General features: G+C 62.3%; 17 protein-coding genes. 7 read left to right on the top strand and 10 right to left on the bottom strand.

What is annotated here, in order from left to right:
* Positions 1-71 precede the first annotated feature (71 nt).
* From HRQ64_RS07380 to HRQ64_RS07355, 6 genes are all read left to right on the top strand, one after another.
* On the top strand, positions 72-1031 hold the full coding sequence (locus tag HRQ64_RS07380; RefSeq protein ID WP_172122810.1) for a class 1 fructose-bisphosphatase: 960 nt from the start codon (positions 72-74) through the stop codon (positions 1029-1031).
* Positions 1032-1190: 159 nt separating this feature from the next.
* Complete coding sequence (locus tag HRQ64_RS07375) at positions 1191-2381, top strand: AGE family epimerase/isomerase (protein WP_348983129.1); 1191 nt, start codon at positions 1191-1193, stop codon at positions 2379-2381.
* 66 nt (positions 2382-2447) lie between these two features.
* The gene (locus tag HRQ64_RS07370; RefSeq protein ID WP_127752422.1) at positions 2448-3236 is read left to right on the top strand and encodes an SDR family NAD(P)-dependent oxidoreductase; all 789 of its coding nucleotides are present in this window, start codon (positions 2448-2450) and stop codon (positions 3234-3236) included.
* Positions 3237-3478: 242 nt separating this feature from the next.
* Positions 3479-4027 carry a PadR family transcriptional regulator gene (locus HRQ64_RS07365; protein ID WP_127752421.1) on the top strand — a complete coding sequence of 183 codons (549 nt, stop codon included), beginning with the start codon at positions 3479-3481 and terminating at the stop codon, positions 4025-4027.
* A 13-nt stretch (positions 4028-4040) separates the two neighbouring features.
* Complete coding sequence (locus HRQ64_RS07360) at positions 4041-5309, top strand: efflux RND transporter periplasmic adaptor subunit (protein WP_127752420.1); 1269 nt, start codon at positions 4041-4043, stop codon at positions 5307-5309.
* Between the two features lie 11 nt (positions 5310-5320).
* Positions 5321-8626, top strand: coding sequence for an efflux RND transporter permease subunit (locus tag HRQ64_RS07355; RefSeq protein WP_172122808.1), 3306 nt, complete (start codon positions 5321-5323; stop codon positions 8624-8626).
* Positions 8627-8721: 95 nt separating this feature from the next.
* Here HRQ64_RS07355 and HRQ64_RS07350 read toward each other — a convergent pair whose 3' ends face one another.
* From HRQ64_RS07350 to HRQ64_RS07315, 8 genes are all read right to left on the bottom strand, one after another.
* Positions 8722-10620: an ABC transporter ATP-binding protein/permease gene (locus tag HRQ64_RS07350; RefSeq protein ID WP_172122807.1), complete on the bottom strand. Its 1899-nt coding sequence runs from the start codon at positions 10618-10620 to the stop codon at positions 8722-8724.
* A complete protein-coding gene (locus HRQ64_RS07345) occupies positions 10620-10943 on the bottom strand; it encodes a metalloregulator ArsR/SmtB family transcription factor (RefSeq protein ID WP_127752417.1) in 324 nt (107 codons plus the stop codon). The genes HRQ64_RS07350 and HRQ64_RS07345 overlap by 1 nt, the downstream gene beginning before the upstream one ends.
* 99 nt (positions 10944-11042) lie before the next feature.
* Positions 11043-13079 (bottom strand): LysM peptidoglycan-binding domain-containing protein, encoded by a 2037-nt coding sequence (locus HRQ64_RS20130; RefSeq protein WP_210258521.1) that lies wholly within the window; start codon positions 13077-13079, stop codon positions 11043-11045.
* Positions 13080-13253: 174 nt separating this feature from the next.
* Entirely contained in the window at positions 13254-14870 is a 1617-nt protein-coding gene (gene cimA / locus HRQ64_RS07335) for a citramalate synthase (protein WP_172122806.1), read from the bottom strand.
* 6 nt (positions 14871-14876) lie between these two features.
* The gene (locus HRQ64_RS07330; protein ID WP_172122805.1) at positions 14877-15359 is read right to left on the bottom strand and encodes a GFA family protein; all 483 of its coding nucleotides are present in this window, start codon (positions 15357-15359) and stop codon (positions 14877-14879) included.
* Positions 15352-15843, bottom strand: a complete 492-nt coding sequence (locus tag HRQ64_RS07325) for a GFA family protein (protein WP_172122804.1) — start codon at positions 15841-15843, stop codon at positions 15352-15354. Before HRQ64_RS07325 ends, HRQ64_RS07330 begins: the two co-directional genes overlap by 8 nt.
* Positions 15840-17279 (bottom strand): cysteine--tRNA ligase, encoded by a 1440-nt coding sequence (cysS, locus tag HRQ64_RS07320; protein ID WP_172122803.1) that lies wholly within the window; start codon positions 17277-17279, stop codon positions 15840-15842. The genes HRQ64_RS07325 and cysS overlap by 4 nt, the downstream gene beginning before the upstream one ends.
* A gap of 194 nt (positions 17280-17473) precedes the next feature.
* Entirely contained in the window at positions 17474-18487 is a 1014-nt protein-coding gene (locus HRQ64_RS07315) for a fumarylacetoacetate hydrolase family protein (protein ID WP_172122802.1), read from the bottom strand.
* Positions 18488-18634: 147 nt separating this feature from the next.
* Here HRQ64_RS07315 and HRQ64_RS07310 point away from each other — a divergent pair, with 147 nt between their 5' ends.
* Complete coding sequence (locus HRQ64_RS07310) at positions 18635-19786, top strand: DUF2865 domain-containing protein (protein ID WP_172122801.1); 1152 nt, start codon at positions 18635-18637, stop codon at positions 19784-19786.
* Here the strand turns inward: HRQ64_RS07310 and gltX are convergent.
* The gene (gene gltX, locus HRQ64_RS07305; protein WP_172122800.1) at positions 19731-21062 is read right to left on the bottom strand and encodes a glutamate--tRNA ligase; all 1332 of its coding nucleotides are present in this window, start codon (positions 21060-21062) and stop codon (positions 19731-19733) included. The genes HRQ64_RS07310 and gltX overlap by 56 nt on opposite strands.
* On the bottom strand, positions 21059-22726 hold the full coding sequence (locus HRQ64_RS07300; protein WP_172122799.1) for an NAD+ synthase: 1668 nt from the start codon (positions 22724-22726) through the stop codon (positions 21059-21061). Before HRQ64_RS07300 ends, gltX begins: the two co-directional genes overlap by 4 nt.
* Positions 22727-22728: the final 2 nt, after the last annotated feature.

Genomic DNA, 22728 nt, shown 5'->3' with positions numbered 1-22728 from the left:
GAAAGTCTGCCTTGCCAGCCTCACGGAGGTTGCGACACTTGCTGCAAGCCCTACCAACCGCGAGTGCGCCAATGACCCAGACGCTTAAGCAGTGGCTTGCCACTGCCACCTCCAGCCCGGAACTCGCATGGGTTGTCGATACCGTGGCTGGAGCTTGTGCCGAGATCGCCGCAGTGCTGCGCCTGGCGCCGCTCGCGGGACAAACGGGCCTTGCGGGGGCCACCAATGTCCAGGGCGAGGCGCAAAAGCAGTTGGACGTAATCTCCAACGACATATTTGTCAGGCACTTGCGGGCAAATGCGGCTGTTTCGATTCTGGTGTCCGAAGAGTTGGATGAAGCGCTTCACCTGAACGATGAGGGCGGGTTTATGGTCGCCTGCGATCCACTGGATGGCTCGTCCAATCTGGATGTGAACGTCACCGTGGGCACCATTTTCTCCATCCTGGCCGTTGACCCCAAGGCTCCTGACCTGCTGCAACCCGGAACGCGTCAGCTTGCAGCGGGCTATGCCGCTTATGGTCCGGCGACGAGCCTCGTCTTGAGCTTTGGAGATAAGGTGGCGACCTTCGCCATTGACGCCAGCGGGCAGTTTGCCCTGGTTGAGGACGGGGTGTCCGTACCCTCAGCGTCAGCAGAATACGCCATCAATACGGCCCGTGCCCGCTTCTGGGACCAGGCCACCAGCGCTTATGTTGCCGAGAACGTCGCGGGCGAAACGGGCGTCGCGGGCAAGCGCTACAACATGCGCTGGATCGGCTCCATGGTCGCCGACATCCACCGCATCCTGATGCGCGGCGGCATTTTCCTCTACCCGCTCGATAGTGAAACCGCGAGCAAGGGCGGTCGCCTGCGCCTGCTCTATGAGGCCAACCCCATGGCGTTTCTTATCGAGGCTGCGGGGGGACGCGCCACCACGGGGCCCCAGCGGATCCTTGAGGTCCAGCCCACCTCCATCCATCAGCGCGTACCAGTGATCCTGGGATCGGCCGAGGAAGTGGCGCGCGTCGAGGCGCATTACCAAAGGCTATAGAACTGGGTTTACGAGCGCGGGTGCGGCTCCTTATACATCCCCCAGAGGAGCCGGCCTCTGTGCGTCGGCTGGGGGAGCCAAATGAGCCAGACGCATCCGATTTTGCCACCGAGCAACAGAAGCCTTTGGAGCAACCGCCCATTCCATCGGCAGTGGTTGATGCGGCAGGCCAATGACCTTTTCGACTTCTTTGAAGGTGCCTCGATCAACGCCGCGGGCGGGTTCTTTGAACTGGATGACAATGGTCACCCGCTCAATGCCGACAACCCGGTGCGGGCAATCCACACCACCGCCCGCATGGTGCACTGCTTTGCGCTTGGGAGCTTGCTGGGCCGGCCGGGGTCGGACGAGATCGTTGACCACGGAATGCGCTATCTTTGGGAGCGGCACCGCGACAGCACGCATGGCGGCTATAGCTGGTCGCTCGACAATGACGGGCTCAAGGACAGCAGCAAGCAGGCCTATGGCCACGCCTTTGTGCTGCTGGCCGCATCGAGCGCCAAGCTCGCCGGCCACCCCCTTGCCGACCTCATGCTGGCTGACGTCACCGAAATCATCAACCGCCAATTCTGGGACGCTGAGGTCGGGGCGGTGCGAGATGAGTTCGGCGCCGACTGGTCCGCGATCAGCACCTATCGCGGCCAGAACTCCAACATGCACATGACCGAAGCGCTGATGGCCGCCTTTGAGGCCACTGGCGACCGCGCTTACCTGAACAAAGCCGAACGGATTGCCGAACTCATCATCGGCAAGCATGCCAGCGCACTCGATTACCGGGTGGCAGAGCACTTCACGCAGGACTGGGTGTTAGACAGGGATTACCTCGGCTCGGAGATGTTCCGGCCCTCCGGCACCACGCCCGGACATTGGATGGAGTGGTCGCGGCTGCTGCTCCAGCTTTGGGTGCTAAGCGACAAGCGCAACTCCTGGATGACCGAAGCGGCGCGCAGTCTCTTCCGCCAAGCCATCGAGCTGGGCTGGGACAAGCAGCATGGCGGTTTCTATTACACGCTGGACTGGAACAACCAGCCAGCGATGCGCGAGAAGCTCTGGTGGCCGGTCAGCGAGGCAATCGGTGCGGCGGCGTTCCTCTCTCATTACGATCGGGACCTCTATTTCCAGCACTGGTATCGCCGGTTCTGGGACTTTGCGGCCAATCACATGATCGACCATGAGCGTGGCGGCTGGCATTCGGAACTGACGGAGGACTTGCAGCCCACATCGCGCCTGTTCGTGGGTAAGCCTGATATCTACCATGCCCTGCAAGCCTGCCTTATTCCGCTTTATCCAGCGATCGGTTCGCTCTCGCATGCGATCATCCAGACCGACGATACCGCCGCCTTGACCTAGGTAATCGGGACCTGCCCTGCCACGTTTTGACCGCTTCAAGCGTTAAGGGCAAAACGGAGAAAGCACATGACGCAGGATCTTTCGGGCAAGGTGGCGCTGGTGACTGGTGCCGGTTCAGGTATTGGCAAGGCCGCAGCGCTGACGCTCGCCCAAGCGGGCGCCAGCGTGGTGGTGATGAGCCGCACGGCCAAGGAGGTTGAAAAAACCGCCGAGGAGATCAAGCAGGCCGGCGGCACAGCCACTGCGATGACCGCCGACACCTCTGACGATGTGGCGATGGCAGAGCTGTTCAGCCAGTTGGTGCAGGAACATGGGCGCCTTGACATCGTCGTAGCCAATGCAGGCGTGAACGGGGTTTGGGCCCCCATTGCCGAGCTGAAGCCCGAGGAATGGGACAAGACCATCGCCATCAATCTGCGCGGCACTTACCTGACCATCCATTATGCGGTGCCGCACCTGATCAAGGCGGGCGGCGGATCGATCGTCGTGATCTCCTCGATCAATGGCACGCGCACCTTCACCAATCCTGGCGCCACCGCTTATTCCGTGACTAAGGCAGGGCAAGTCGCCATGGTGCAGCAACTGGCTGTAGAACTCGGGCAGCATCGCATCCGCATCAACGCGATCTGCCCGGGTGCCATAGAATCCGAAATTTCGGACAACACCGAAAAACGCAACAGCGAAGCGGCCGAAGTACCGGCTGAGTTTCCTGAGGGCGACATCCCCCTGACCGGCGGTGAACCCGGCGAAGCAGAGGACGTGGCTAACGCCATTCTGTTCTTTGCATCCGAGCAGTCGCGCCATATCACCGGCACGCCGCTCTGGATTGACGGGGCGCAAAGTCTGATCCGATAATTCGAGCTAAATCATAGTAATTAAAGGGGCGTGATCTTTGATCTTGCCCCTATTACATTGCCACTGGCGCCATAACGCCCTTGCGCACTATAAAGGTGCTGCTTAGCCGGACGGCTAACAGCCATGCGAGGCCTTCTTAACTGGTTTGCGTCCTTCTGTCGCAATCACACTTGCTTTGCTGCTCCTCCCCCCTATATAGCTCCAGCATATATCGGACCTGAATAGGTCTGCTGGAGCCTTCCATGAACGTCAGAACCTTGTGCCTTTCGATCCTCTATGAGGGCGAAGCGACCGGATACGAGATCCGCCGCCGATGTGTGGAGGGTGAATGTTCCTATTTTATCGAGGCCAGCTTCGGCTCGATCTATCCCGCGCTGGCCAAGCTTGAAGAAGAAGGGCTCGTCACCAGCCGCACCGAGCAGCAAGAAGGCAAGCCGGCCAAGAAGGTCTATGCCATCACAATCGAAGGCCGCCATGCATTTGCCAAGGAGTTGGCAGAACCTCTCGGCGAAGATGTGCTGCGCAGCCCTTTTCTGCTGTTTGCCCGCTACGCCCATCTGATGCCGGCAGACCTTGTGGAGCAGCGCGGCTCTGAGTATCTGCAGCGCACCCTGGACTGCCGAAGCGGCATGGAAACTGCTGCTACCGAGCGCGAGATGAGCGCAGCCGATTGCTGGGTGGTCGGCTTTGGCCGGGCCATCATGGAAGCTTCGGAAAAGTATTTGCGTGCGCATATGCACGAGTTGATCGGCTTGGCGAAGACCGAGCGAAACAAAGACGCGGCTGAGTAAGGGGCTAAGTACGATGCGTGCATTCTTTTCCTTTGGGTTGGCCTTCGCCATTCTGCTGCTGGCCGGTGGCTGGCTGGCGACCGGTACTCTGGTGCAGGGCGGGCAAGGCCCGGGCAATGGCGTGCAGCCAATCGTTGCCGTCATCGAGGGCGAAGACCACGGTCCGATCCACACTGCCTTGGCCGAGGCTGGCGTCTTGGCCGAGCATCACGAGGCCGAGGTCGATCCCAAACTCACCATTGCACAACGTACCGAGGCGGTAACTGGCGCCAACGCGCCGGTTCAATCCGTACGTACGCAGACCTTCACGGCACAACCGATGACCATCCAAGTGCCGGTGCGCGGGCGCACGCAGGCCAAGTCCACGGTTGCTGCCGTCGCGGAAACAACCGGCACAGTGGATGTGGTGCATGTAACCAAGGGCGAGCGCGTCGAAGCTGGCGAGCTGCTGTGCACGCTCGATCAGGGCACGCGCGCCGCGGCCGTCGCTCAGGCCGAAGCCAGCTTGGCGCAAGCCGAGGCAGCACTGGCGCAAGCCGAACTCAATTATGCGACCAATGCCGACCTGCGTAAGCGCGGCCTTGCCGCCACAAACACGGCCAATGAAGCCGAAGTGGCCTTGGCCCAGGCTCGTGCGGGAGTGTCCCAGGCTCAGGCGGGCATTGACAATGCCCGCGAAGAACTGGCCCGGACCGAGATCAAGGCCAAGGTTGCCGGCTTGGTCCAGGACCCCGTCGCTGTTGCCGGTTCCATGCTGAGTGCCGGCACGCCTTGCGCAACCATCGTGCAGCTCAACCCTATCGTGTTCAGCGGCTCGGTGGCAGAAGGCGACATTGCCAGGGCCAAGACCGGTCTCGATGCAACGGTGACGACCGTCACCGGTGACACGGTGGAAGGCAAGGTCAGTTATATTTCTTCGGTGGCTGACGACGCCACCCGCTCGTTCCAAGCCGAGATCGAGATCCCCAACGAAGACTTCGCCATTCGCGACGGCATCACCGCACGCGCAATCGTCAACGTCGGAACGGTTCCGGGGCACCTGCTGCCACAATCTGTCCTGACGCTGGATGATGATGGAGTATTGGGCGTGCGCACAGTGGAGGACGGCAAGGTGGCCTTTTATCCCGTCACTGTGGTCAGCGACACCCGCGACGGTGCCTGGGTGAGCGGCCTGCCGGAAACGGCAGAGGTGATCACTGTAGGCCAGGAAAGCGTAACCACCGGCGACCAGGTGCAGGCGACTCCCGCCGACACTGCAAGCGCTGAAGCGACCGCCAGTTAAGGAGCGCATCCATGCTCGACTTCATCGAACGCATTCTGCGGATGCCCCGCGTCGTCCTTACGATCATGGTGCTCGTGCTCGGCGCGGGTTCGGTGGCCTATGTCTCCATGCCCAAGGAAAGCTTCCCGGCTATCGAGATTCCCTATCTGTATGTGTCGATCACGCAGACTGGTGTGTCGCCGGCTGACGCCGAAAATCTTCTGGCCAAGCCGGCCGAAGAAGAACTGGCGACCCTAACGGGACTGGAGAACATCACCACAACCTCGACAACCGGGCACTCCTCAGTGCTGCTCGAGTTCGACATCAACACGGACAAGGACCAGGCCCTTGCCGATACGCGCGCCCGGATGGATGCCGTGCGGGCCAAGCTGCCAAGCGAAGCCGACGATCCGACCGTCACCGAGATCGATTTCATCGGCCCCATCATGTCGGTGGCTATATATGGCAGCGCCCCCGACAAGGAGATGATCCGCCGCGCCGAGGAACTGCAAGACGCGCTCGAGGCCCTTGGCGACGTGCGCGAAGTGACCCTGTCAGGCGCTCGCGACGAGCAGCTCGAAATCCGCATCGACCAGACCCGGCTTGAAGCCTATGGCCTCACCGCTGGCCAATTGCTGGATTCGCTGGCGCGCAACAACATGGTGGTGCCTGGCGGTACCTATAATTCCGGCCAAGGCGCCTTCAACATCGAAGTGCCTGGGCTGATCACCACGGCACAGGACGTTTATGACCTGCCGCTCAAGACCGACGGCAATACCGTGGTCACCTTCGGCGATGTGGCGACCATCACCCGGTCGCTGGCTGACGCCACCGAATATACCCAGGTGAACGGCTCTCCAGCCCTGATCCTGAGTGTCGCCAAAAAGACCGGCACTAACATCATCGACGTATCCAATCAGGTGCGCGAAACAACCAAGAATGTTGCGGCCAACTGGTCGGGCGGTGTTGGCTATAGCTTCTTCCTCGATCAGGCGGAAACCACCACCAACCTATTCCGCTCCCTGGAAGCGGCCGTGCTCACGGCCGTGGCGCTGGTGCTGATCACCTGTATCGCGACGCTGGGCCTGCGCCCTGCCCTCATGATCGGGTTGTCGATACCGCTCTCGTTCATGATGGCGTTCCTCGTGGCCGAAATGCTGGGCATGACCATCAACATGATGGTGATGTTCGGTCTCGTGATCGCGGTGGGCGTGCTGGTGGACGACCCGGTGGTGGTCGTTGAATATGCCGAGCGAAAACTGATGGAGGGCGTTCCGAAGAAGGAAGCCTTCATCATGGCGATGCGCAAGATGTTCGTGCCGGTGGTGGGCGCTACCGCCACGACCCTGGGCGCCTTTATCCCGCTCCTGTTCTGGCCGGGCATCATCGGCAAGTTCATGAGCTACCTGCCCACGATCGTGATCATCGTGATGGTCGCGTCCTTCATCTCGGCGCTGATCTTCATGCCGGTGATTGGCTCGGTGATCGCCTCGACCCATGTGGACGAGAAGGAAAAGGCCAAGGCCGACCTGGTGATGTATCCCGAGAAGTTCGACGCTAAAAAGGTAAGCGGCGTTACGGGCGTTTATGTGCGTCTGATGGAAAAGCTGATGCACTGGCCGATCCCGACCTTGGCTGTCGGGTTCGGCATCATCGTCGGCATCTTTATCCTGTACAGCAACAACCCCACGGGAACTGAGGCTTTCCCTGCCTCCGAGCCTGAGTATGCCACTGTGGCGGTGGTCGGCCAGGGCAACTACAGCCCTGAAGAAGTACGAGACATGCTGGTCGAGGTGCAGGACGAAATCCTGCATGTTCAAGGCATTCAGGACGTCATCATGCAGTTCGGCGATACCGGCGCCGCAGGCACGATGCCGCCCAATACCCTGGGCAACTTCCAGCTGCAGCTGACCGATTGGAGCGAGCGGGTCCCTGCCGAGCAGATCTTCGGCGATATTCGCCAGCGCGTGAGCTCCATAGCCGGGCTCGACGTGCAGGTGCTGCCGCTCGAGAACGGCCCGCCGGCGGGCAAGGACATCAATATGCGGGTGGAAAGCACCAACTATGATGACCTGCTACCCGTGGTCACTGCCATCAGCAACGAGCTGGCCAGCTGGCCCGAAACCGTTGACCTGGAGGACGGTCGGCCCTCGCGCGGTATCGACTGGCAGATCACCATCGACCGCGTGGAAGCGGGTCGTTACGGGATCGGCGTGCGCGAGCTGTCGCCCTATGTTCAGCTGATCACCTCCGGCGTAAAGCTCGGCACCTATCGTGACGCGGAAACCGGCGACGAGCTCGACATCCGCGTTCGCCTGCCCGAGGACGAGCGCACCTTCGATGCCTTGGAAAGCATGCGTATTGCTACAGCCCAAGGCCTGATCCCGGTGTCGAACTTCATCGACCGTCAGCCGGTGCCTAAGGTCGCCAACATCGAGCGGCGCAACCAGGTCTACGTGATGAACGTGGCCGCAGGTCTTAACAACCTTCCCGAAGGCGTTTTTCCGGCTGACAAGGTGGCTGAGCTGCAAGCCTGGATCGGCGAGCAGAACTTCCCCGAAACCGTCAATGTCGCATTTGGCGGGGCTGAAGAGCAGATGGGCGACGCAAACGCCTTCATCGTGCAGGCGATGGGCATGGCCATGGCCATCATCTTCTTCGTGCTGCTGCTCGAGTATAACAGCTTCTACCAGGTGTTGGTGACCCTCTCGACAGTCGCCATGTCGGTCGCGGGTGTGCTTTTGGGCATGCTGGCGACGGGGATGACCTTCTCTGCAATCATGACCGGCCTGGGGATTGTGGCCCTGGCAGGCATTGTGGTGAAGAACGGCATCGTGTTGATCGACACCTATAATGACTACCACCGGCATCAAGGTGTCGAGGCGGTCAGGGCTATGTTGCTGACTGTGGGCCAGCGCGTTCGCCCGGTGCTTCTCACCGCGTTCCTCACAGCCTTGGGCGTGATCCCGATGTGGGCGAATGTGGAGTTCGACTTCATCCGCCGTGAGATCGTGATCGGGGGCCTAGCCGGCTCGTGGTTCATCCACCTTTCGGCGGCACTGGTGTCGGGCCTGTTCTTCTCGACCCTGCTGACCCTGATCATGGTGCCGGTGATGATCACCGCCCCCAGCGTGATCAAGCAGCAGATGGGCTCTATCTTCTCCCGGTTCGGCCGCCGCAAGACCGCCGTGGCGGTGCCAGCAGGGTTCGACGGCATGGCCGTGGAAGTCCCAGAGGAAGCCGATGGCGCCCGCCGCTACATCGTCTCCAAGGACGCTGGCCTCAAGGAAGATGGCGCCAACGGCCCGCGCGTCGACCGACGGGACGCAGCCGAATAGCCTCGGCTCTGAGAAACACAAAAGGCCCGCAGCGATGCGGGCCTTTTCTTTGTTAGGACGAAAAGCTTGGTGCCGAAGCTGGGACGACCCCTGCCCTATTCCGCCGCCGGCGCCACAGTCTTCACAAAACCATCGGGGTCGTTGGCGGTCTGCCGCAGCTTTTCTTCGGCCTCGGTGGCTTCGCGCTGGCGGTTCCACATCTGCGCGTAAAGGCCACCTTGCGCCAGCAGATCGCGATGATTGCCGCGCTCGGCGACGGTGCCACTGCGCAGCACGAGGATTTCGTCCGCATTGATAACGGTGGAAAGCCGGTGGGCGATCACGACCGTGGTGCGATTGGCCGAAACAATGTCCAGTGCCGACTGGATGTCGCGCTCGGTCTTGGTGTCGAGGGCCGAGGTCGCTTCATCGAGGATCAGGATCGGTGGCGCCTTCAGGATGGTGCGGGCGATCGCCACGCGCTGCTTCTCGCCGCCCGACAGCTTGAGGCCACGCTCGCCAACGGGCGTGTCATAGCCCTTGGGCAGCGTTTCGATGAATGGCCCGACCTGGGCCATTGCGGCGGCCTTGCGGACCTCTTCATGGCTGGCGCCGGGGCGGCCATATTCGATGTTGTAGCCAATGGTGTCGTTGAACAGCACCGTATCCTGCGGCACCATGCCAATGGCCGCTCGGAGACTATCCTGCGTGATGTCGCGTAGGTCCTGCCCATCGATGGTAATGGCGCCGCCCGTCACGTCATAGAAGCGATACAGCAGCCGTGAAATGGTCGACTTGCCGGCGCCGGTCGGCCCAACGATGGCGACGGTCTTGCCGGCCGGAACCTCAAAGCTCACATCCTTGAGGATCGGCCGGTCGGGATCATAATGAAAGCTGACGTGATCGAAGCGAATGACCGGGCCCGTCACCACCAGCGGCTTGGCATTGGGCTTGTCGACGATTTCGGCGGGCTGCTCGAGAAGTTTGAACATCTCCTCGATATCGGTCAGGCCCTGCCGCAACTCTCGATACACAAAGCCGATGAAATTGAGCGGCCGATAGATCTGCATCAGGAAAGTGTTGAGCAGGACAAAGTCACCCAAAGTCAGGGTGCCGTTCATCACCCCGTTCACGGCCATGACGCTGATGATGATGAAGCCGGCATAAAAGATCACCGCCTGGCCGAAGTTGAGCACGCCAAGCGAGGTCCAAATCCGGATCGCTGAGCGCTCGTACCCGGCCATGGCGCGGTCGTAGCGTTCGGCCTCCATCTTCTCATTGCCGAAATACTTCACTGTTTCGAAGTTCAGCATGCTGTCGATGGCCTTGGAATTGGCATCGGTGTCGCTGTTGTTCATGTCCCGGCGAATAGCGATACGCCAGTTGGACGCCTTGATGGTGAAGTAGAGATAGCCCCAGATGGTCACCACGAGGATGCCGAGATAGCTGACGCCGAACATGTAGACAAAGATCACCGCGGTGATCACGAACTCCACCAGAGTCGGCACGATATTGAGCATGGTGAAGCGCACGATGGCTTCGATGCCCTTGGTGCCGCGCTCGATGACTCGGCTCAGGCCGCCCGTGCGGCGCGCCAGGTGGAAACGGAGCGAGAGTTGATGCACGTGATTGAAGGTGCGGTAGGCCAGTTTACGCACGGCATTCTGGCCAACGCTGGCGAACAGCACGTCGCGCAATTGCTGGAAGCCAGCATCGATGATGTTGCCGAGACCATAGGCGATCACCAGCACAATTGGGACAGCTAGGCCCATGACCAAGGTGTTGTTCGGCTGGGAGCCGTCGAGGCTGTCGACGATACCTTTATAGGCGAAGGGAATAAGAGTGGTTGCGACCTTGGACAGCAGCAAAGCTGCAATCGCCAGCACCACCCGCAGCCGCAAATCAGGCCGATCCGCTGGCCACATATAGGTCCACAGATTGCGCACTGTGGCGAACACAGAACCCTCGTCCGCGTTTACGGACGATTTTGCCTTCCGGCTTTGATCAACTGACATCAGACTGGTTCCGTTTCCCGGATAGCTGGGACCACGGGCGCAAGACCCTCCAGCATGCTTGCATAAGCACTTCCAAGCGCCTGCAGGCGATCATGCTGCACCACATAGCAGTTCCGGGTGCCACGTGGCTTGCGTTCGATCAGCCCGGCATCAAGCAACACCTTGATGTGCTGGGAGACGGTGGACTGTGCCAGCGGCAAGGATTCTGTGACATCGGCGCAGCAGCATTCCCGCTGCTGCTCCCGTGCCAGGATACGCAATATGCTGAGGCGGACCGGATGGCCGAGCGCCCGCATGATGGTCGCGAAATCGTCGTCTTGCATGAAGGCCACTTCTTTGATCGTCAACAAGCGATAGAAGATGGTGTGCTACGGCGCAAGGGCAATTGCCTGCGGCTTACCGAGCAGAAGCGGCCCTGACCGCTACTGCTCCCTGGCGGGCAGATCAAACACCTGGCCTGGATAGATTCGGTTGGGATCGCGAATCTGACCATTATTGGCCTGGTAGATCGTCGTGTACTTGATGCCGGCACCGTAGACGCGGCGCGCAATGGTCCAAAGGTTATCACCGCGCCGGATGATGGCCTTGCCAGAGGCAAAACGCTGCTCTTCGGCATTGCCCACCTGGACCCCAACCATAGTTGGCACCTCGTCTGGTGCGGCCGGGCCCGGCGCCACCGTCGAAGGCCGGGGAGAGGCAGCGACGGCCGGAGCGGATGCGGGCGTCTCCACCGCTGGGTACGCAGCAGAAGGCTCCGCAAGGTCAGGCGGCGACACCTGGTCAGCCGTTGGCTTTGTCGCCAGAGTGGTATCGGGGCGTACCGCCGCATCGGCGGGACCTGATTCGGCCGCGCTTCTTGCTGAGGCAACGGAGCCAGCGGCGGCCGGAGCCTCAGCCGCCTTCGGTTGAGGGTTTACAGCGACAGCACTTGATGAAGCGGTTGTGGGGGACCGCTCACTGGCAGGAGGGCTGGTGGCCTGCGGGGCCGAGGAGCCTGCTTCTGCTACCGGCCCAGGCTGCTGAGTATTGACCGGTGCCTGTTGTTCTGTTGCGCCCGCTGAAGGTGTTGGCGCTGCGGCCGGGCGTGCTGACGTTGGACGAGGCGCCTGGGCTACTGCCGTCGGCGCGTCGGCGGTGGGGACCTCGAGAACGAAATTCACTTCTGCTCGGGCCGAAACACTCGCATCGGCGGGGTCGATGAGATCAACGCGAATGCGCTGATTGGGATTGGTCAGAACATTACCGCCCTCCACCAGCCAGCGGCCGTCCGAAACTATGGCGTCGGCAATGAAGACGTCATCAACATAAAGCCGCACCGTGCCACCCTCCGGGCCAGCACCGGCGAAAAATGCCCGCTCCCCTTCGACTTCGATGGCATCAATGGTTGGCTGCGTTGGTGCAGAAAGGGATGACGGTTCCTCACCCGGCTGGACAGATGGAACGGAGGGCGTTGCCGCCACAAGTGTCTCTGGTGCAGCGGCCCCAGATGGTGCCGCCGACTCGGGGACGGCGGCGACTTGTGGGTTAGCTGGCGCCTGCCCAGCGAAGGGTACCGCCGTCGGAACCGTTGCTCCCGGCGAACCGGGAACCGTGCTCCCGCTCGGCAATGGCGGGGCTCCAGCAAGTCGGCCTGAGTTTTGCGCCGGAGCCACCACGGACTTGGGCTGAGCCGGCAGCTGGGCGGTGGGTTCTTGTTGTGGAGCGGCAGCGATCTCGACAGGCGGTGCCGTCGTGCTCGCACCAATGGGCAAGGTGCCGGGCGTGGCAGCCGTCGCGGCTTGAGCTTCCGGCTGAGCATCGGCCGGCGCAGCTGGAGCTTCCGCCCGAGATACGGCGGCAGATGGACTGGGTGATGTCGCCGCGGCAGGCGTTTCCGGAGTGGTGGCCGTCGGCTCTGTCACGGACTGGGTTGTAGTCTCGGCGCCCGCAATGGGGCGTTCAAGGCCCTGCAATACTTCGCTAGCTTGACCTGGTGTACTGGCTACGACCAAGGGCTCAGCCGTGCGGGCCTCGTCAATGACAACCACAAAGGACTGGCCCGACTGCCCCTTCTCGCCAACTTCGGCGAGGGTGAGCTCAGTTCCGCCCGGAGGGAGCGGCGATTCAGGCACCAGCACCCAATCGCCGCTTGCCTCAACGTTGGTCCGGCCAATCGACGCGCCATCGGAAAACACTTCAACTTCGCTGCCAGGCTTGCCGCTGCCAGCGATCACCACCGAACCATCGGGCTCCGCGCGAAGCAAACCAAAGTTCGCGGCAACCACGCTGTCGGCCGGGGCCGGGGGCGTTTGGCGAGACGCATTAGGTTCTGCTAACGTCTCTGTTGCTGGAGTGGACTGAGCCGGAGCGAGCGCGACCGCCTCCGTGGCAGACGCGGGGGCGGAAACATCGGTGGCGGCCACGGCTGGGGCAGGCAGAATGCCGGCATCGCTCATCTTGCCGCGAAGACAATGGCCCATTCCATCGCTGCTGTTGAAACAAGCAACCAGCGAGGGCCCCGAAAGGACACCGACAACAACTACGAGCGTGAGCGCAGCGGCGCCAATGGTGAGCGCGAGTGGCTTGTTCGGAACGGGGTCGGCCAGTTTGTCCTCCAGGACGATTGGAGCTGCGCCGCTCTATGGGCAGCCCGGTTAGGCAGTCTTGACGGCCTTGGCTGCTGTGGCCTCAGTTTTCAAGAGCTTATAGGTAATAGATTCATACAACGCTTCAAAAGAAGCATCAATGATGTTGGGCGACACGCCAATAGTGTGCCACCGTTCGCCCGTGCCATCGCGGCTTTCCACCAGCACACGGGTGACCGCGCCCGTGCCCCCGTCCAGAATACGAACCTTGAAATCAACGAGCACCAAGTCCTCGATCCGGCTAGAGAATTTGCCAAGATCCTTTCGCAGGGCAAGGTCGAGCGCATTGACCGGCCCATTGCCCTCGGCGACCGACATCAACAATTCGCCATCGACCCGGATCTTGACCACCGCTTCGGTGACCGTGACCTCTTCGCCCTGAGCATTATGGCGCCGCTCGACACTGGCGCGATAGTTTTCGACAGCAAAGAAGTTGGGCAAGGTGCCCAATACTTCTCGCGCCAGCACGGCAAAGGATGCATCAGCGCCGTCATAGGAATAACCACGCGCCTCGCGTTCCTTGACGGTGGCCAATAGCCGCTCGAGGCGCGGGTCGTCCTTGGCGATGGCGATGCCGTGACGGGCAAGCGCCGTCAGCAGATTGGAGCGGCCCGCCTGCTGGCTCACCATGATCGAGCGCTCATTGCCCACGCTTTCGGGCGGAATGTGCTCGTAGCTGGAAAAATCCTTTGCCAGGGCCGAGGCATGAATGCCCGCCTTGGTTGCAAAGGCGGAGGCGCCGACATAGGGCGCTTGCCGGGCCGGTGCGCGGTTGAGCCGATCATCGAACGCTCGGGAAAGCTGAGTCAGGCGCTCAAGGCGGCCCGCATCGATGCCCGTTGCGAACCGATCCGCGTAATGGGACTTCAGTAAGAGCGTAGGGATGATGGTGACGAGATTGGCGTTGCCACAGCGCTCCCCGATGCCGTTGAGCGTGCCCTGGATTTGGCGAACGCCCGCTTCCACGGCGGCCAGTGTGTTCGCCACGGCCTGGCCGGTATCGTCATGGGCGTGGATGCCGAGCTTGTCGCCTGGGGCCACCCCAAGAACCGCCGTAACGATCTCGCGGATTTCGGCGGGCATGGTGCCGCCATTGGTGTCGCACAGCACCACCCACCGCGCGCCAGCCTCGAGCGCGGTGCGCACGCAAGACAGCGCATAGTCCGGGTTGGACTTAAAGCCATCAAAGAAGTGCTCGCAGTCAACCAGAGCTTCCTTGCCGGCCGCAACAGTTGCCACCACGGTTTCGCTGAGATTGGCGAGGTTTTCCTCCAACGTGATTTCCAGCGCCGTTTCCACCTGCCGGTCCCAGGCCTTGGCGACAAAGCACGCAGCTTCGGCGCGCGACTGCAGCAAACCCTGTACCCCTGGATCGTTGGCAACGGAGCGCCCGGCCCGCTTGGTCATGCCAAAGGCGGTGAACCGGGCCTTGTTGGTGCGCTGTTCGCCAAAGAACTCTGTGTCCACCGGGTTCGCGCCGGGGTAACCGCCCTCGATGTAATCGACGCCAAGCTCCTCCAGTAGGGCCGCAATGGAAATCTTGTCCTCCAGCGAGAACTCGATGCCCGCGGTCTGGGCGCCATCCCGCAGGGTGGTGTCGTAGAGAAAGAGGTGGTCTTTGGACATGGAACTCTAGTGCTGTTCGGGCCAGGTGGCGGTGTCGTGATCGGGGTGCTGGTGATTGCTGGCGGCAATCCTTGCAGCGCCTTCAGCGTCTTCCGCTTCGCTGGCCGGGCAATCAGGCAGGCCGCCCAGCGCAGGCACCCAGCTGATGCGGCTTTCAGTGCCGTGCTGGTCGACGGGCGGGAAGGCTTCGGGATGGTCCAGCGAGCCGATCGACACGGCGATCCGGTCGCCCTCGGTGTAGCGGAAGGTCAGCGGCGTGCCGCAACGGGCACAAAAGCCACGCTCGGCGTGATCGGACGACATGAAGGTGGCGAGCGTTCCTCGCGTCAGCTCCCAGGCCGAGCGGCGGCCGCCCACGAGTGGCGCATAAAAAGCGCCAAAGGCCTTCTGGCACATGCGGCAATGGCAGATATGGGCGTTGCTCGGACGCTCGGTGAACCGATAGCGCACTGCCCCACATTGGCAGCCGCCGCTCCAGCTTTCACTCATGTGAACTCTCCCGTGGGGGCCAATCCGAAGTGTCGTGGTCCGGATGCTGGTTGGAGTGGATGCCGGCAAGGAAGTCGCGCCACTCGTCGCTGTCCTCCGTCCGCACCGGCAAGCTGGTCAGATCATCAAAGAAGGGCAACTTGTCGTGCAGGTTAACCTGCAACGCCGGGGTAGCAACCGTCGGGTCATCGAAAGCACCGATCGCCAGTTCAAGGCCAAACCGGGTTTCATAAGCGAGCGGAGTGCCGCAATCGCCGCAAAAGGCGCGCCGCGCCGCGTTGGAGCTCTGGTACCATTTCGGCTCACCGCGGCTCCAGACCGCATCATGGGCGGTGACCAGGGGCCCGAAAAAACCACCAAAGGCCTTCTGGCACATGCGGCAGTGACAAATGGACGGTCGCCCCAGCAGCTTGACGCGGAACCGCACCGCGCCACACTGGCAGCCGCCGGCATGCGCCTCGATATTGCCTTCCGAGCTGATCATCGCTTGAGCTCCCATTTGGTGCGACGCTCGCCGCTTTGTGGGTCCTTGTAGTCCATCAGCGCAATGCCCTGCTCGGCCAGTTCGCTGCGGATGCGGTCAGCCTCGGCAAAGTCCTTGCTGTTGAGGGCGGCAAGGCGGGCAGCAACGGCGGCCGCGACATGGGCCGGCTCCTCATCGCTGCTGTTGGCGAGCAGCCCGTCGAGGCTGAAGCCGAGGAAGCGCAGCGTTGCCGCCAGGCAATGCCGGGCGTCGCCCTCTCCCCGGTTCGCACGCTTGGCGATGAAGTCGAGCGCCACCGAGGCGCGATGGAAATTGAGGTCCTGGGCCAACTCCCCAACCACACTTGCGTCGGGCGCCGCCCCATCCTCATCTGCGACACCCCCGGTGGCGCGTTGCCAGTCGCGCAACTTGGTTTCTGCTTCTTCCAGGCGCCGAACACTGAAATCGATCGGCTCGCGATAATGGGTCATCAGCATGGCGAGGCGCAGCACCTCGCCGGGCCAGCGCCGGCCACCGAATGTCTCGGTGGCGAGCAGTTCGTTGATGGTGACGAAATTGCCCAGGCTCTTGGACATTTTCTGCCCTTCCACCTGCAGAAAGCCGTTATGCATCCAGACCCGCGCCATTTCGTGGGTGCCGTGCGCGCAGCGCGATTGAGCGATCTCGTTTTCATGGTGGGGAAAGATCAGGTCCAACCCGCCGCCATGAATATCGAAGACTTCGCCGAGATAAGCGGCGCTCATTGCCGAGCATTCGATATGCCAGCCCGGGCGCCCTCGCCCCCAAGGGCTCTCCCAGCCCGGCTCATCGGCGCTCGATTGCTTCCAGAGCACAAAATCGGCCGGGTTCTTCTTGTGGGTGTCGACGGCGACGCGCGCGCCCGCGAGATTGTCTTCCAGATTGCGCCCGGAGAGACGGCCATAATCGGGCATGGAGGTAGTATCGAACAGCACCTCGCCGGCGGCCTCATAGGCATGGCCCTTGGCAATGAGCTTTTCGATCAGGCTGACCATATCCGGCTTGCCATCGGGGCGCGGCAGCACAAAATCGGTGGCGCGGGGCTGGTAGGTGGGGGCGAGCGTGCCCAGCTCCTCAACGTCAGCCGCAAACTGCGCCGCGGTTTTTTCCGTCACCTGCCGAATGGCCTCGTTGAGCGGCAGGTCGGGATAATCGCGTGCCGCCCTCGAATTGATCTTGTCGTCGACATCCGTGATGTTGCGGACATAGGTGACCTGCTCGGCGCCATAGACGTTGCGCAGCAGGCGGAACAGCAAATCAAAGACGATCACTGGCCGCGCATTGCCGATATGGGCGTAGTCGTAAACGGTGGGTCCGCAGACATAGAGCCGCACACTGCCGCTATCGAGAGGCTCGAAAAGCTCTTCTTGGCGCGTCAGCGTGTTGTAGAGCGAAAGCGGCGGCAGTCCCGAGTTCATGTTGACGTCCTGGCCATGCGGATGGGCACTGGCTGCGGGCGCTTCGAGTATCGGGTTTTTTGGATAAAGAAGACCGCGCTGCCAAATCGTGGTTAGCAGGTAATAACGCAGCCGTTAATCGGATTAACGTCGATCTTCATGGCGCCACCTTCGGCCCAAGCCGCCGGCAAATCAAGCCCATCGTGAAAATTCGTTCAAGCCGGCCGATCGAGCAGGGCCACCTGCTGGTTGATTTCGCCAAATGGCGCCCTGCCCGCCCCATCGATTGCCGCGATCCGCAGGCTGTCGCCCGGCTGCAGAAACGGCGTGCGCGCCCGCCCGAACTTAGTCTTTTCGACGGTGCGCAGTTCGGCAAGACAGGCAAAGCCGATGCCATCGCGCTTGGTAGGCAGGGTTTCGTCATGCCGGTTAGACACGGTGCCCGAGCCGACAATGGTGCCGCCGGCAAGGCTGCGCGTGCGAGCGGCCTCCATGATCAGGTCGGCGAAATCGAACTGCACGTCCCGTCCGGCATTGGGCTGTCCGATCAGATTGCCATTGACCTCCACCCGAAGCGGCAGGTGCAGACGGTTGTCCCGCCAGGCGTCGCCCAGGGCGTCGGGTGTCAAGGCGACGGGGCCGAAGCTGGTTGAGGGCTTCGCGTGGAAAAAGCCGAACCCGCCCTGCAGGTCCTCGGCCACCAGCCTGCGCAAGGATACGTCGTTGCAGATAGTGACCAGCCGAATGGCAGCGGCCGCTTGCTCGCGGGATGGCTGCATCGGCACGGGGCCGATGATCACGGCGATCTCCGCCTCAAAGTCGAGCGCCAGATCGTTTTCCGGCACGACGATCGCCGCGGTCGGCGCCAGCAGCGTATCCGAACCCCCCTGATACAGCAGGGGTCGGGTGGATTGCAGTTCGGCGTCCTTGCTGCCTCGCAGTGTGCGGACGCGTTCGAGATGGCTCATATAGCCCGAGCCATCGATCCACTGATAGGCGCGTGGGAGCGGCGCGAGCGCTTGGCTGGCCTCGAACACCTGACCGGCAATCGCACCCGCGTTCAACTCGGACGCGAGTGCCGCCAGCTGAGGAGCCGCGTTGTCCCAGTCATCGAGCGCCGCCTGCATATGGGGCGCAATGCGGCCTGCGGCAACACAGCGCTGCCCATCTGCGGAAACCACCACCAGCTGGCCATCGGGGCGACCATTTCTAAGGGTAGCAAGCTTCATCGTGGCGCAATCTCCCGCTCGAGTGTTGCGCCAGCGCTATCACGCCATCCAGCCGGGGACTATAGTGTTGCCACCAGATCGGCGCTGGCCTATGCGGCTTTTGCAACGCCGCCGCTTCCAGCCGCAAGCAAGGACCACGCATTGACTTTGAGCAGAACAACCCTGCGCCCGTTTCTCCTTTTGCTCGTGGCAGCTGTCTGCCTGCTGCTCGATGTTGGCACGGCGCATGCGCAGGCCGCCGCTTGCGCCCGGCTGGAAGATTCGCTGCGGCAATTCGATCGGAACGCGGACTTTCAGCAACGGCAGGGCAATTCGCGCTCGGCCCGTCGCCTCGCTGATCAGGTGCAGAGCGCGGAAAGCCGTTACATCCGCGAAGGCTGCAATGACGATGCACGAGCCGGCCGCACTCTGTCACCGCGCTGCCAGAGCATTGGACGCGATGTGCTGGACTTACGCGAACAATATGCCCAGGTCTCACAATCGGTGAACAGCGCCGGTGCGGTCGCCCAGCAGCGCGAAGCCATTTTGCAGGAATTGGCCCGCTTTGGTTGCGGCGCCGGGCGCGGCTCGAGCGCCGATTTCTCGCGCGAGCGGCAGTCGATCTTTGATCGCGTGTTCGGCACCACCACCCAGGGCGATTTCACCGATGGCGACCTGGTCGACGATGGCGCTTATTGGGGCAGCCAGGGCTCCAACACTGTGCGAACGCTCTGCGTGCGGTTGAGCGATGGTTACTTCTGGCCCATCAGCTACGCCACTTTGACCGATTACGTCGGCAATGACGCCCAGCAATGCCAGGCGATGTGTCCCAACACACCGGTGGAACTCTATTTCTACGACAATCCGGGTCAGGAAGTTGAGCAGATGCGCAACGTCAGTGGCCAGCCTTATTCCGCCTTGCCCAACGCGTTTAAATATCGCGAGGCGGTGGATATGCAAAGCAGCTGCCGTGCTACCCCGGCTGGCGGGGGCACGATCCGGAACGCCGTATCAGCTGACGGCCAGAACCGGACCATCGCTGAAGTATCAGGCGTGAGCTTCCCCCTGCCCCCGCGCGATCCGCGCCGGCAGATGCCAGCAGCCGTCGCGCCGGTCGAGGCGTCATTGCAAACGGCCACGCTGATCGATGTTCCTCTGCCGCGGCCGCGTCCTGCCGGCCCCGGCGAGACCCCGGTCACCCGGCCTGCGCCGCAAACCGCCGAAGACAAAAGCCTGCGGCTGGTTCAGTTCGGCGACAAGGTGGTCAGGGTAGTCGGTCCAGACACGCCTTACGCCCAAGCAGCGGCAGCAGGCTCTTAAGCTCGGGCCCATCGTGGCGACCGGTCAGTGCAAGGCGGAGGGGCAGGAACAAGCCCTTGCCCTTGCGGCCGGTCTGGGCCTTTACGGCCCCCGTCCACTCGCCCCAGGTCTCGATTGACCAGGGCTCAGCTGGCAGCAACTCGCGCGCGGCCACGAGGAAGTCGCGGTCTTCCTGCGCGATCACCGGCTGCACCGGGCCGCGGATCAGCTTGGCCCATTCCACCACATCACCGAACTTGGCCAAGTTCTCGCGCAGCACCAGCCAGAGCGGCTCGTCATCAAGACCCAACTGCTCGAGGCGTGGCTGCGCTTCGGAATAAGGCATGGCGTGTAGGATACGCGAATTGAGCGTGTCGAGTTCGGCCGGATCGAACCGGGCTGGTCCATGCGAGATTGCCGCAAAGTCGAGCAATTCCGCCACGGCGTCGAGTGACTCATAGGGCTCGACGGGAATGCTCGTGCCGGTCAGCGTCGCCATGATGGCCACCGCCAGGGGCTCATAGCCTTCCTGCCGGAAGTCCGCGATCGACTGGGAGCCAAGCCGCTTGGAAAAGCCCTGCCCTTCGGCATCGGTCAGCAGATTGTGGTGCCCGAACTGCGGCACGGCCCCGCTCAAGGCTTCGAAGATCTCGATCTGCGTGCCCGTATTGGACACATGGTCCTCACCCCGAATCACATGGGTGATGCCCAGGTCGATGTCATCGACGACTGAGGGCAGCGTATAAAGGTAGGAGCCATCTTCGCGCACCAGCACCGGATCGGACATGGAGGCGGTGTTGACGGTCTGCGGCCCCTTGATCAGGTCATCGAACTGAACCGGCTTGCCATCGAGCTTGAAGCGCCAATGCGGGCGCCGTCCTTCGGCCTCGAGCCGCGCGCGATCTTCGGCCGTGAGTTTTAGCGCCGCCCGATCATAGATGGGAGGCTTGCCCATGGCCCGAGCCCGCTTGCGCCGCCGATCCAACTCGTCCTCGGTTTCGTAGCAGGGATACAACCTACCCGCGGCGATCAACTGCTCGCGCGCCGCCTCGTAAAGCGCAGTCCGCTCCGATTGACGCACCAGCAGATCGGGTTTGACGCCGAACCACGCCAAATCCACCTCGATACCGTCCGCGAACTCACGGGTGGAGCGCGCAGCATCGGTGTCGTCCATGCGCAGCACATAGCGGCCGCCGTGCCGGCGGGCGAAGAACCAGTTCAACAGCGCCGGCCGCGCATTGCCCAGGTGAATGCGCCCCGTGGGTGACGGGGCCCAGCGTACAACAGGTGCGCTCATGCGCCGGTCCGATCGCGATAGCCATTGGTGATGGGATAGCGGCGCCCCATGCCAAAGGCACGCCAGGTCAGTTTGGGTCCGGGCGGCGATTGCCGGCGCTTGTATTCGGCGGTGGTGATGAGCCGGTCGATGCGCTGCACCAGCGCCAGGTCATGTCCCTTCGCTGCGACCTCGGCGATCGACAACTCGTCCTCCACCAGCCCCTCGATGATGGCGTCGAGCACCGGATAGGGCGGCAGGCTATCCTGGTCGGTCTGGTCGGGCCGCAACTCGGCACTCGGCGCCTTGTCGATGATATTTTGCGGGATGACCGGACCGGCCGGTCCAAGACAGTCGCCCGGCAGGTGGCTGTTGCGCCAATCCGCAAGCTTATAGACCTGCATCTTGAGCATATCCTTGAGCGGGTTGAAGCCCCCGTTCATGTCGCCATAGATGGTGGCGTAACCCACGGCCATTTCCGACTTGTTGCCCGTGCTCAGGAGCATCGAGCCCAGCTTGTTGGACACCGCCATCAGGATCACGCCGCGCATGCGCGACTGGATATTTTCTTCGGCAAGATCAGCGGGCCGGCCGGCAAAAATCGGTTCGAGTTCCTTGAGCGCCTGATCCACAGGCCCGCCAATGGCGACGACGTCATAGCGCACGCCGAGCAGCTCGGCGCATTGCTTGGCGTCCACAAGGCTTGCCTCGGAGGTGTAGTGATAAGGCAGCATGATGCAGTGGACATTCTCGGCACCAAGCGCATCCACCGCCATTGCCGCCACCACCGCGCTGTCGATGCCGCCGGACAGCCCCAGCACCACCTGCTTGAAGCCGTTCTTGCGGACATAGTCGCGCAGTGCCAGCACGCAGGCACGCCACGGCGTTTCCTCTGGGGAAAGCTGCGGCTTGATCTGACCCTCCACGCAGGTCCAGCGCCCGTCGCGGCGCTCCCAATCGGAGAGGATGAAATCGGGCGCGAAGGTCTCGCCACGGAACACCAGCTTGTCGCCCGGCTCCATGCCAAAGGAGGCGCCATCATAAACCAGTTCGTCCTGCCCGCCGATCTGGTTGAGATAAAGCATGGGCACATCGTCTTCGGAGGTGCGTGCGCGCACCAGGCGGTCCCTGACTTCGTGCTTCTGCGACCAGTAAGGCGACCCGTTGGGGCAAAGCAGCATTTCGGCGCCAGCCTGGATCAGGTGCTGGCACACCCAGGGGTGCCAGATATCCTCGCAAATCGGCAGGCCGATCGAGACCCCCTTGATGCTGACCGGGAGCGGAAGGGGGCCGGAGGTGAAGTAGCGTTCCTCATAGAACACATCGTTGCGCGGCAGTTCGCGCTTGAAGCGGACGGCGGTGATCTCGCCCTTTTCAGCGACAATGAGCGCGTTGTGGAAGCCGGTTTCCGCCTGCCAAATGGTGGGAATGATCAGCGCCACATCGGTGCCGGCCGTGTCGGCTGCCAGATCCTGCGCCGCCTTGATGGCATCGGCCACGAACTGGGGCTTGAACAGAAGATCGTCGGCAATATAGCCGGTCAGAAACAGCTCCGAGAGCAGCAGGATATCGGCTTTGGCGGCCGCGGCTTGCGCCAGCGCGCCACGCGCCAGCACCAGGTTTCCATCCAGGTCGCCCACTTTGGGATTGAGCTGAGCAAGCGCGATACGCAGGTGGTCGGTCACGA

Origin of the sequence: Devosia sp. 919 (assembly GCF_013185965.1) — a bacterium.
GTDB lineage: Bacteria > Pseudomonadota > Alphaproteobacteria > Rhizobiales > Devosiaceae > Devosia.
This window is presented reverse-complemented; position numbering and strand designations above follow the sequence as displayed.

What these genes read in the sequence shown, in the direction of transcription:
- HRQ64_RS07315 (WP_172122802.1), bottom strand. Translation starts at nt 18,487, where the DNA reads ATGAAGCTTGCTACCCTTAGAAATGGTCGCCCCGATGGCCAGCTGGTG.
- HRQ64_RS07325 (WP_172122804.1), bottom strand. Translation starts at nt 15,843, where the DNA reads ATGATCAGCTCGGAAGGCAATATCGAGGCGCATGCCGGCGGCTGCCAG.
- HRQ64_RS20130 (WP_210258521.1), bottom strand. Translation starts at nt 13,079, where the DNA reads ATGGGCCATTGTCTTCGCGGCAAGATGAGCGATGCCGGCATTCTGCCT.
- HRQ64_RS07370 (WP_127752422.1), top strand. Translation starts at nt 2,448, where the DNA reads ATGACGCAGGATCTTTCGGGCAAGGTGGCGCTGGTGACTGGTGCCGGT.
- cimA (WP_172122806.1), bottom strand. Translation starts at nt 14,870, where the DNA reads ATGTCCAAAGACCACCTCTTTCTCTACGACACCACCCTGCGGGATGGC.
- HRQ64_RS07375 (WP_348983129.1), top strand. Translation starts at nt 1,191, where the DNA reads ATGCGGCAGGCCAATGACCTTTTCGACTTCTTTGAAGGTGCCTCGATC.
- HRQ64_RS07350 (WP_172122807.1), bottom strand. Translation starts at nt 10,620, where the DNA reads ATGTCAGTTGATCAAAGCCGGAAGGCAAAATCGTCCGTAAACGCGGAC.
- HRQ64_RS07345 (WP_127752417.1), bottom strand. Translation starts at nt 10,943, where the DNA reads ATGCAAGACGACGATTTCGCGACCATCATGCGGGCGCTCGGCCATCCG.
- HRQ64_RS07365 (WP_127752421.1), top strand. Translation starts at nt 3,479, where the DNA reads ATGAACGTCAGAACCTTGTGCCTTTCGATCCTCTATGAGGGCGAAGCG.
- HRQ64_RS07360 (WP_127752420.1), top strand. Translation starts at nt 4,041, where the DNA reads ATGCGTGCATTCTTTTCCTTTGGGTTGGCCTTCGCCATTCTGCTGCTG.
- HRQ64_RS07380 (WP_172122810.1), top strand. Translation starts at nt 72, where the DNA reads ATGACCCAGACGCTTAAGCAGTGGCTTGCCACTGCCACCTCCAGCCCG.
- cysS (WP_172122803.1), bottom strand. Translation starts at nt 17,279, where the DNA reads ATGAACTCGGGACTGCCGCCGCTTTCGCTCTACAACACGCTGACGCGC.
- HRQ64_RS07330 (WP_172122805.1), bottom strand. Translation starts at nt 15,359, where the DNA reads ATGAGTGAAAGCTGGAGCGGCGGCTGCCAATGTGGGGCAGTGCGCTAT.
- gltX (WP_172122800.1), bottom strand. Translation starts at nt 21,062, where the DNA reads ATGAGCGCACCTGTTGTACGCTGGGCCCCGTCACCCACGGGGCGCATT.
- HRQ64_RS07355 (WP_172122808.1), top strand. Translation starts at nt 5,321, where the DNA reads ATGCTCGACTTCATCGAACGCATTCTGCGGATGCCCCGCGTCGTCCTT.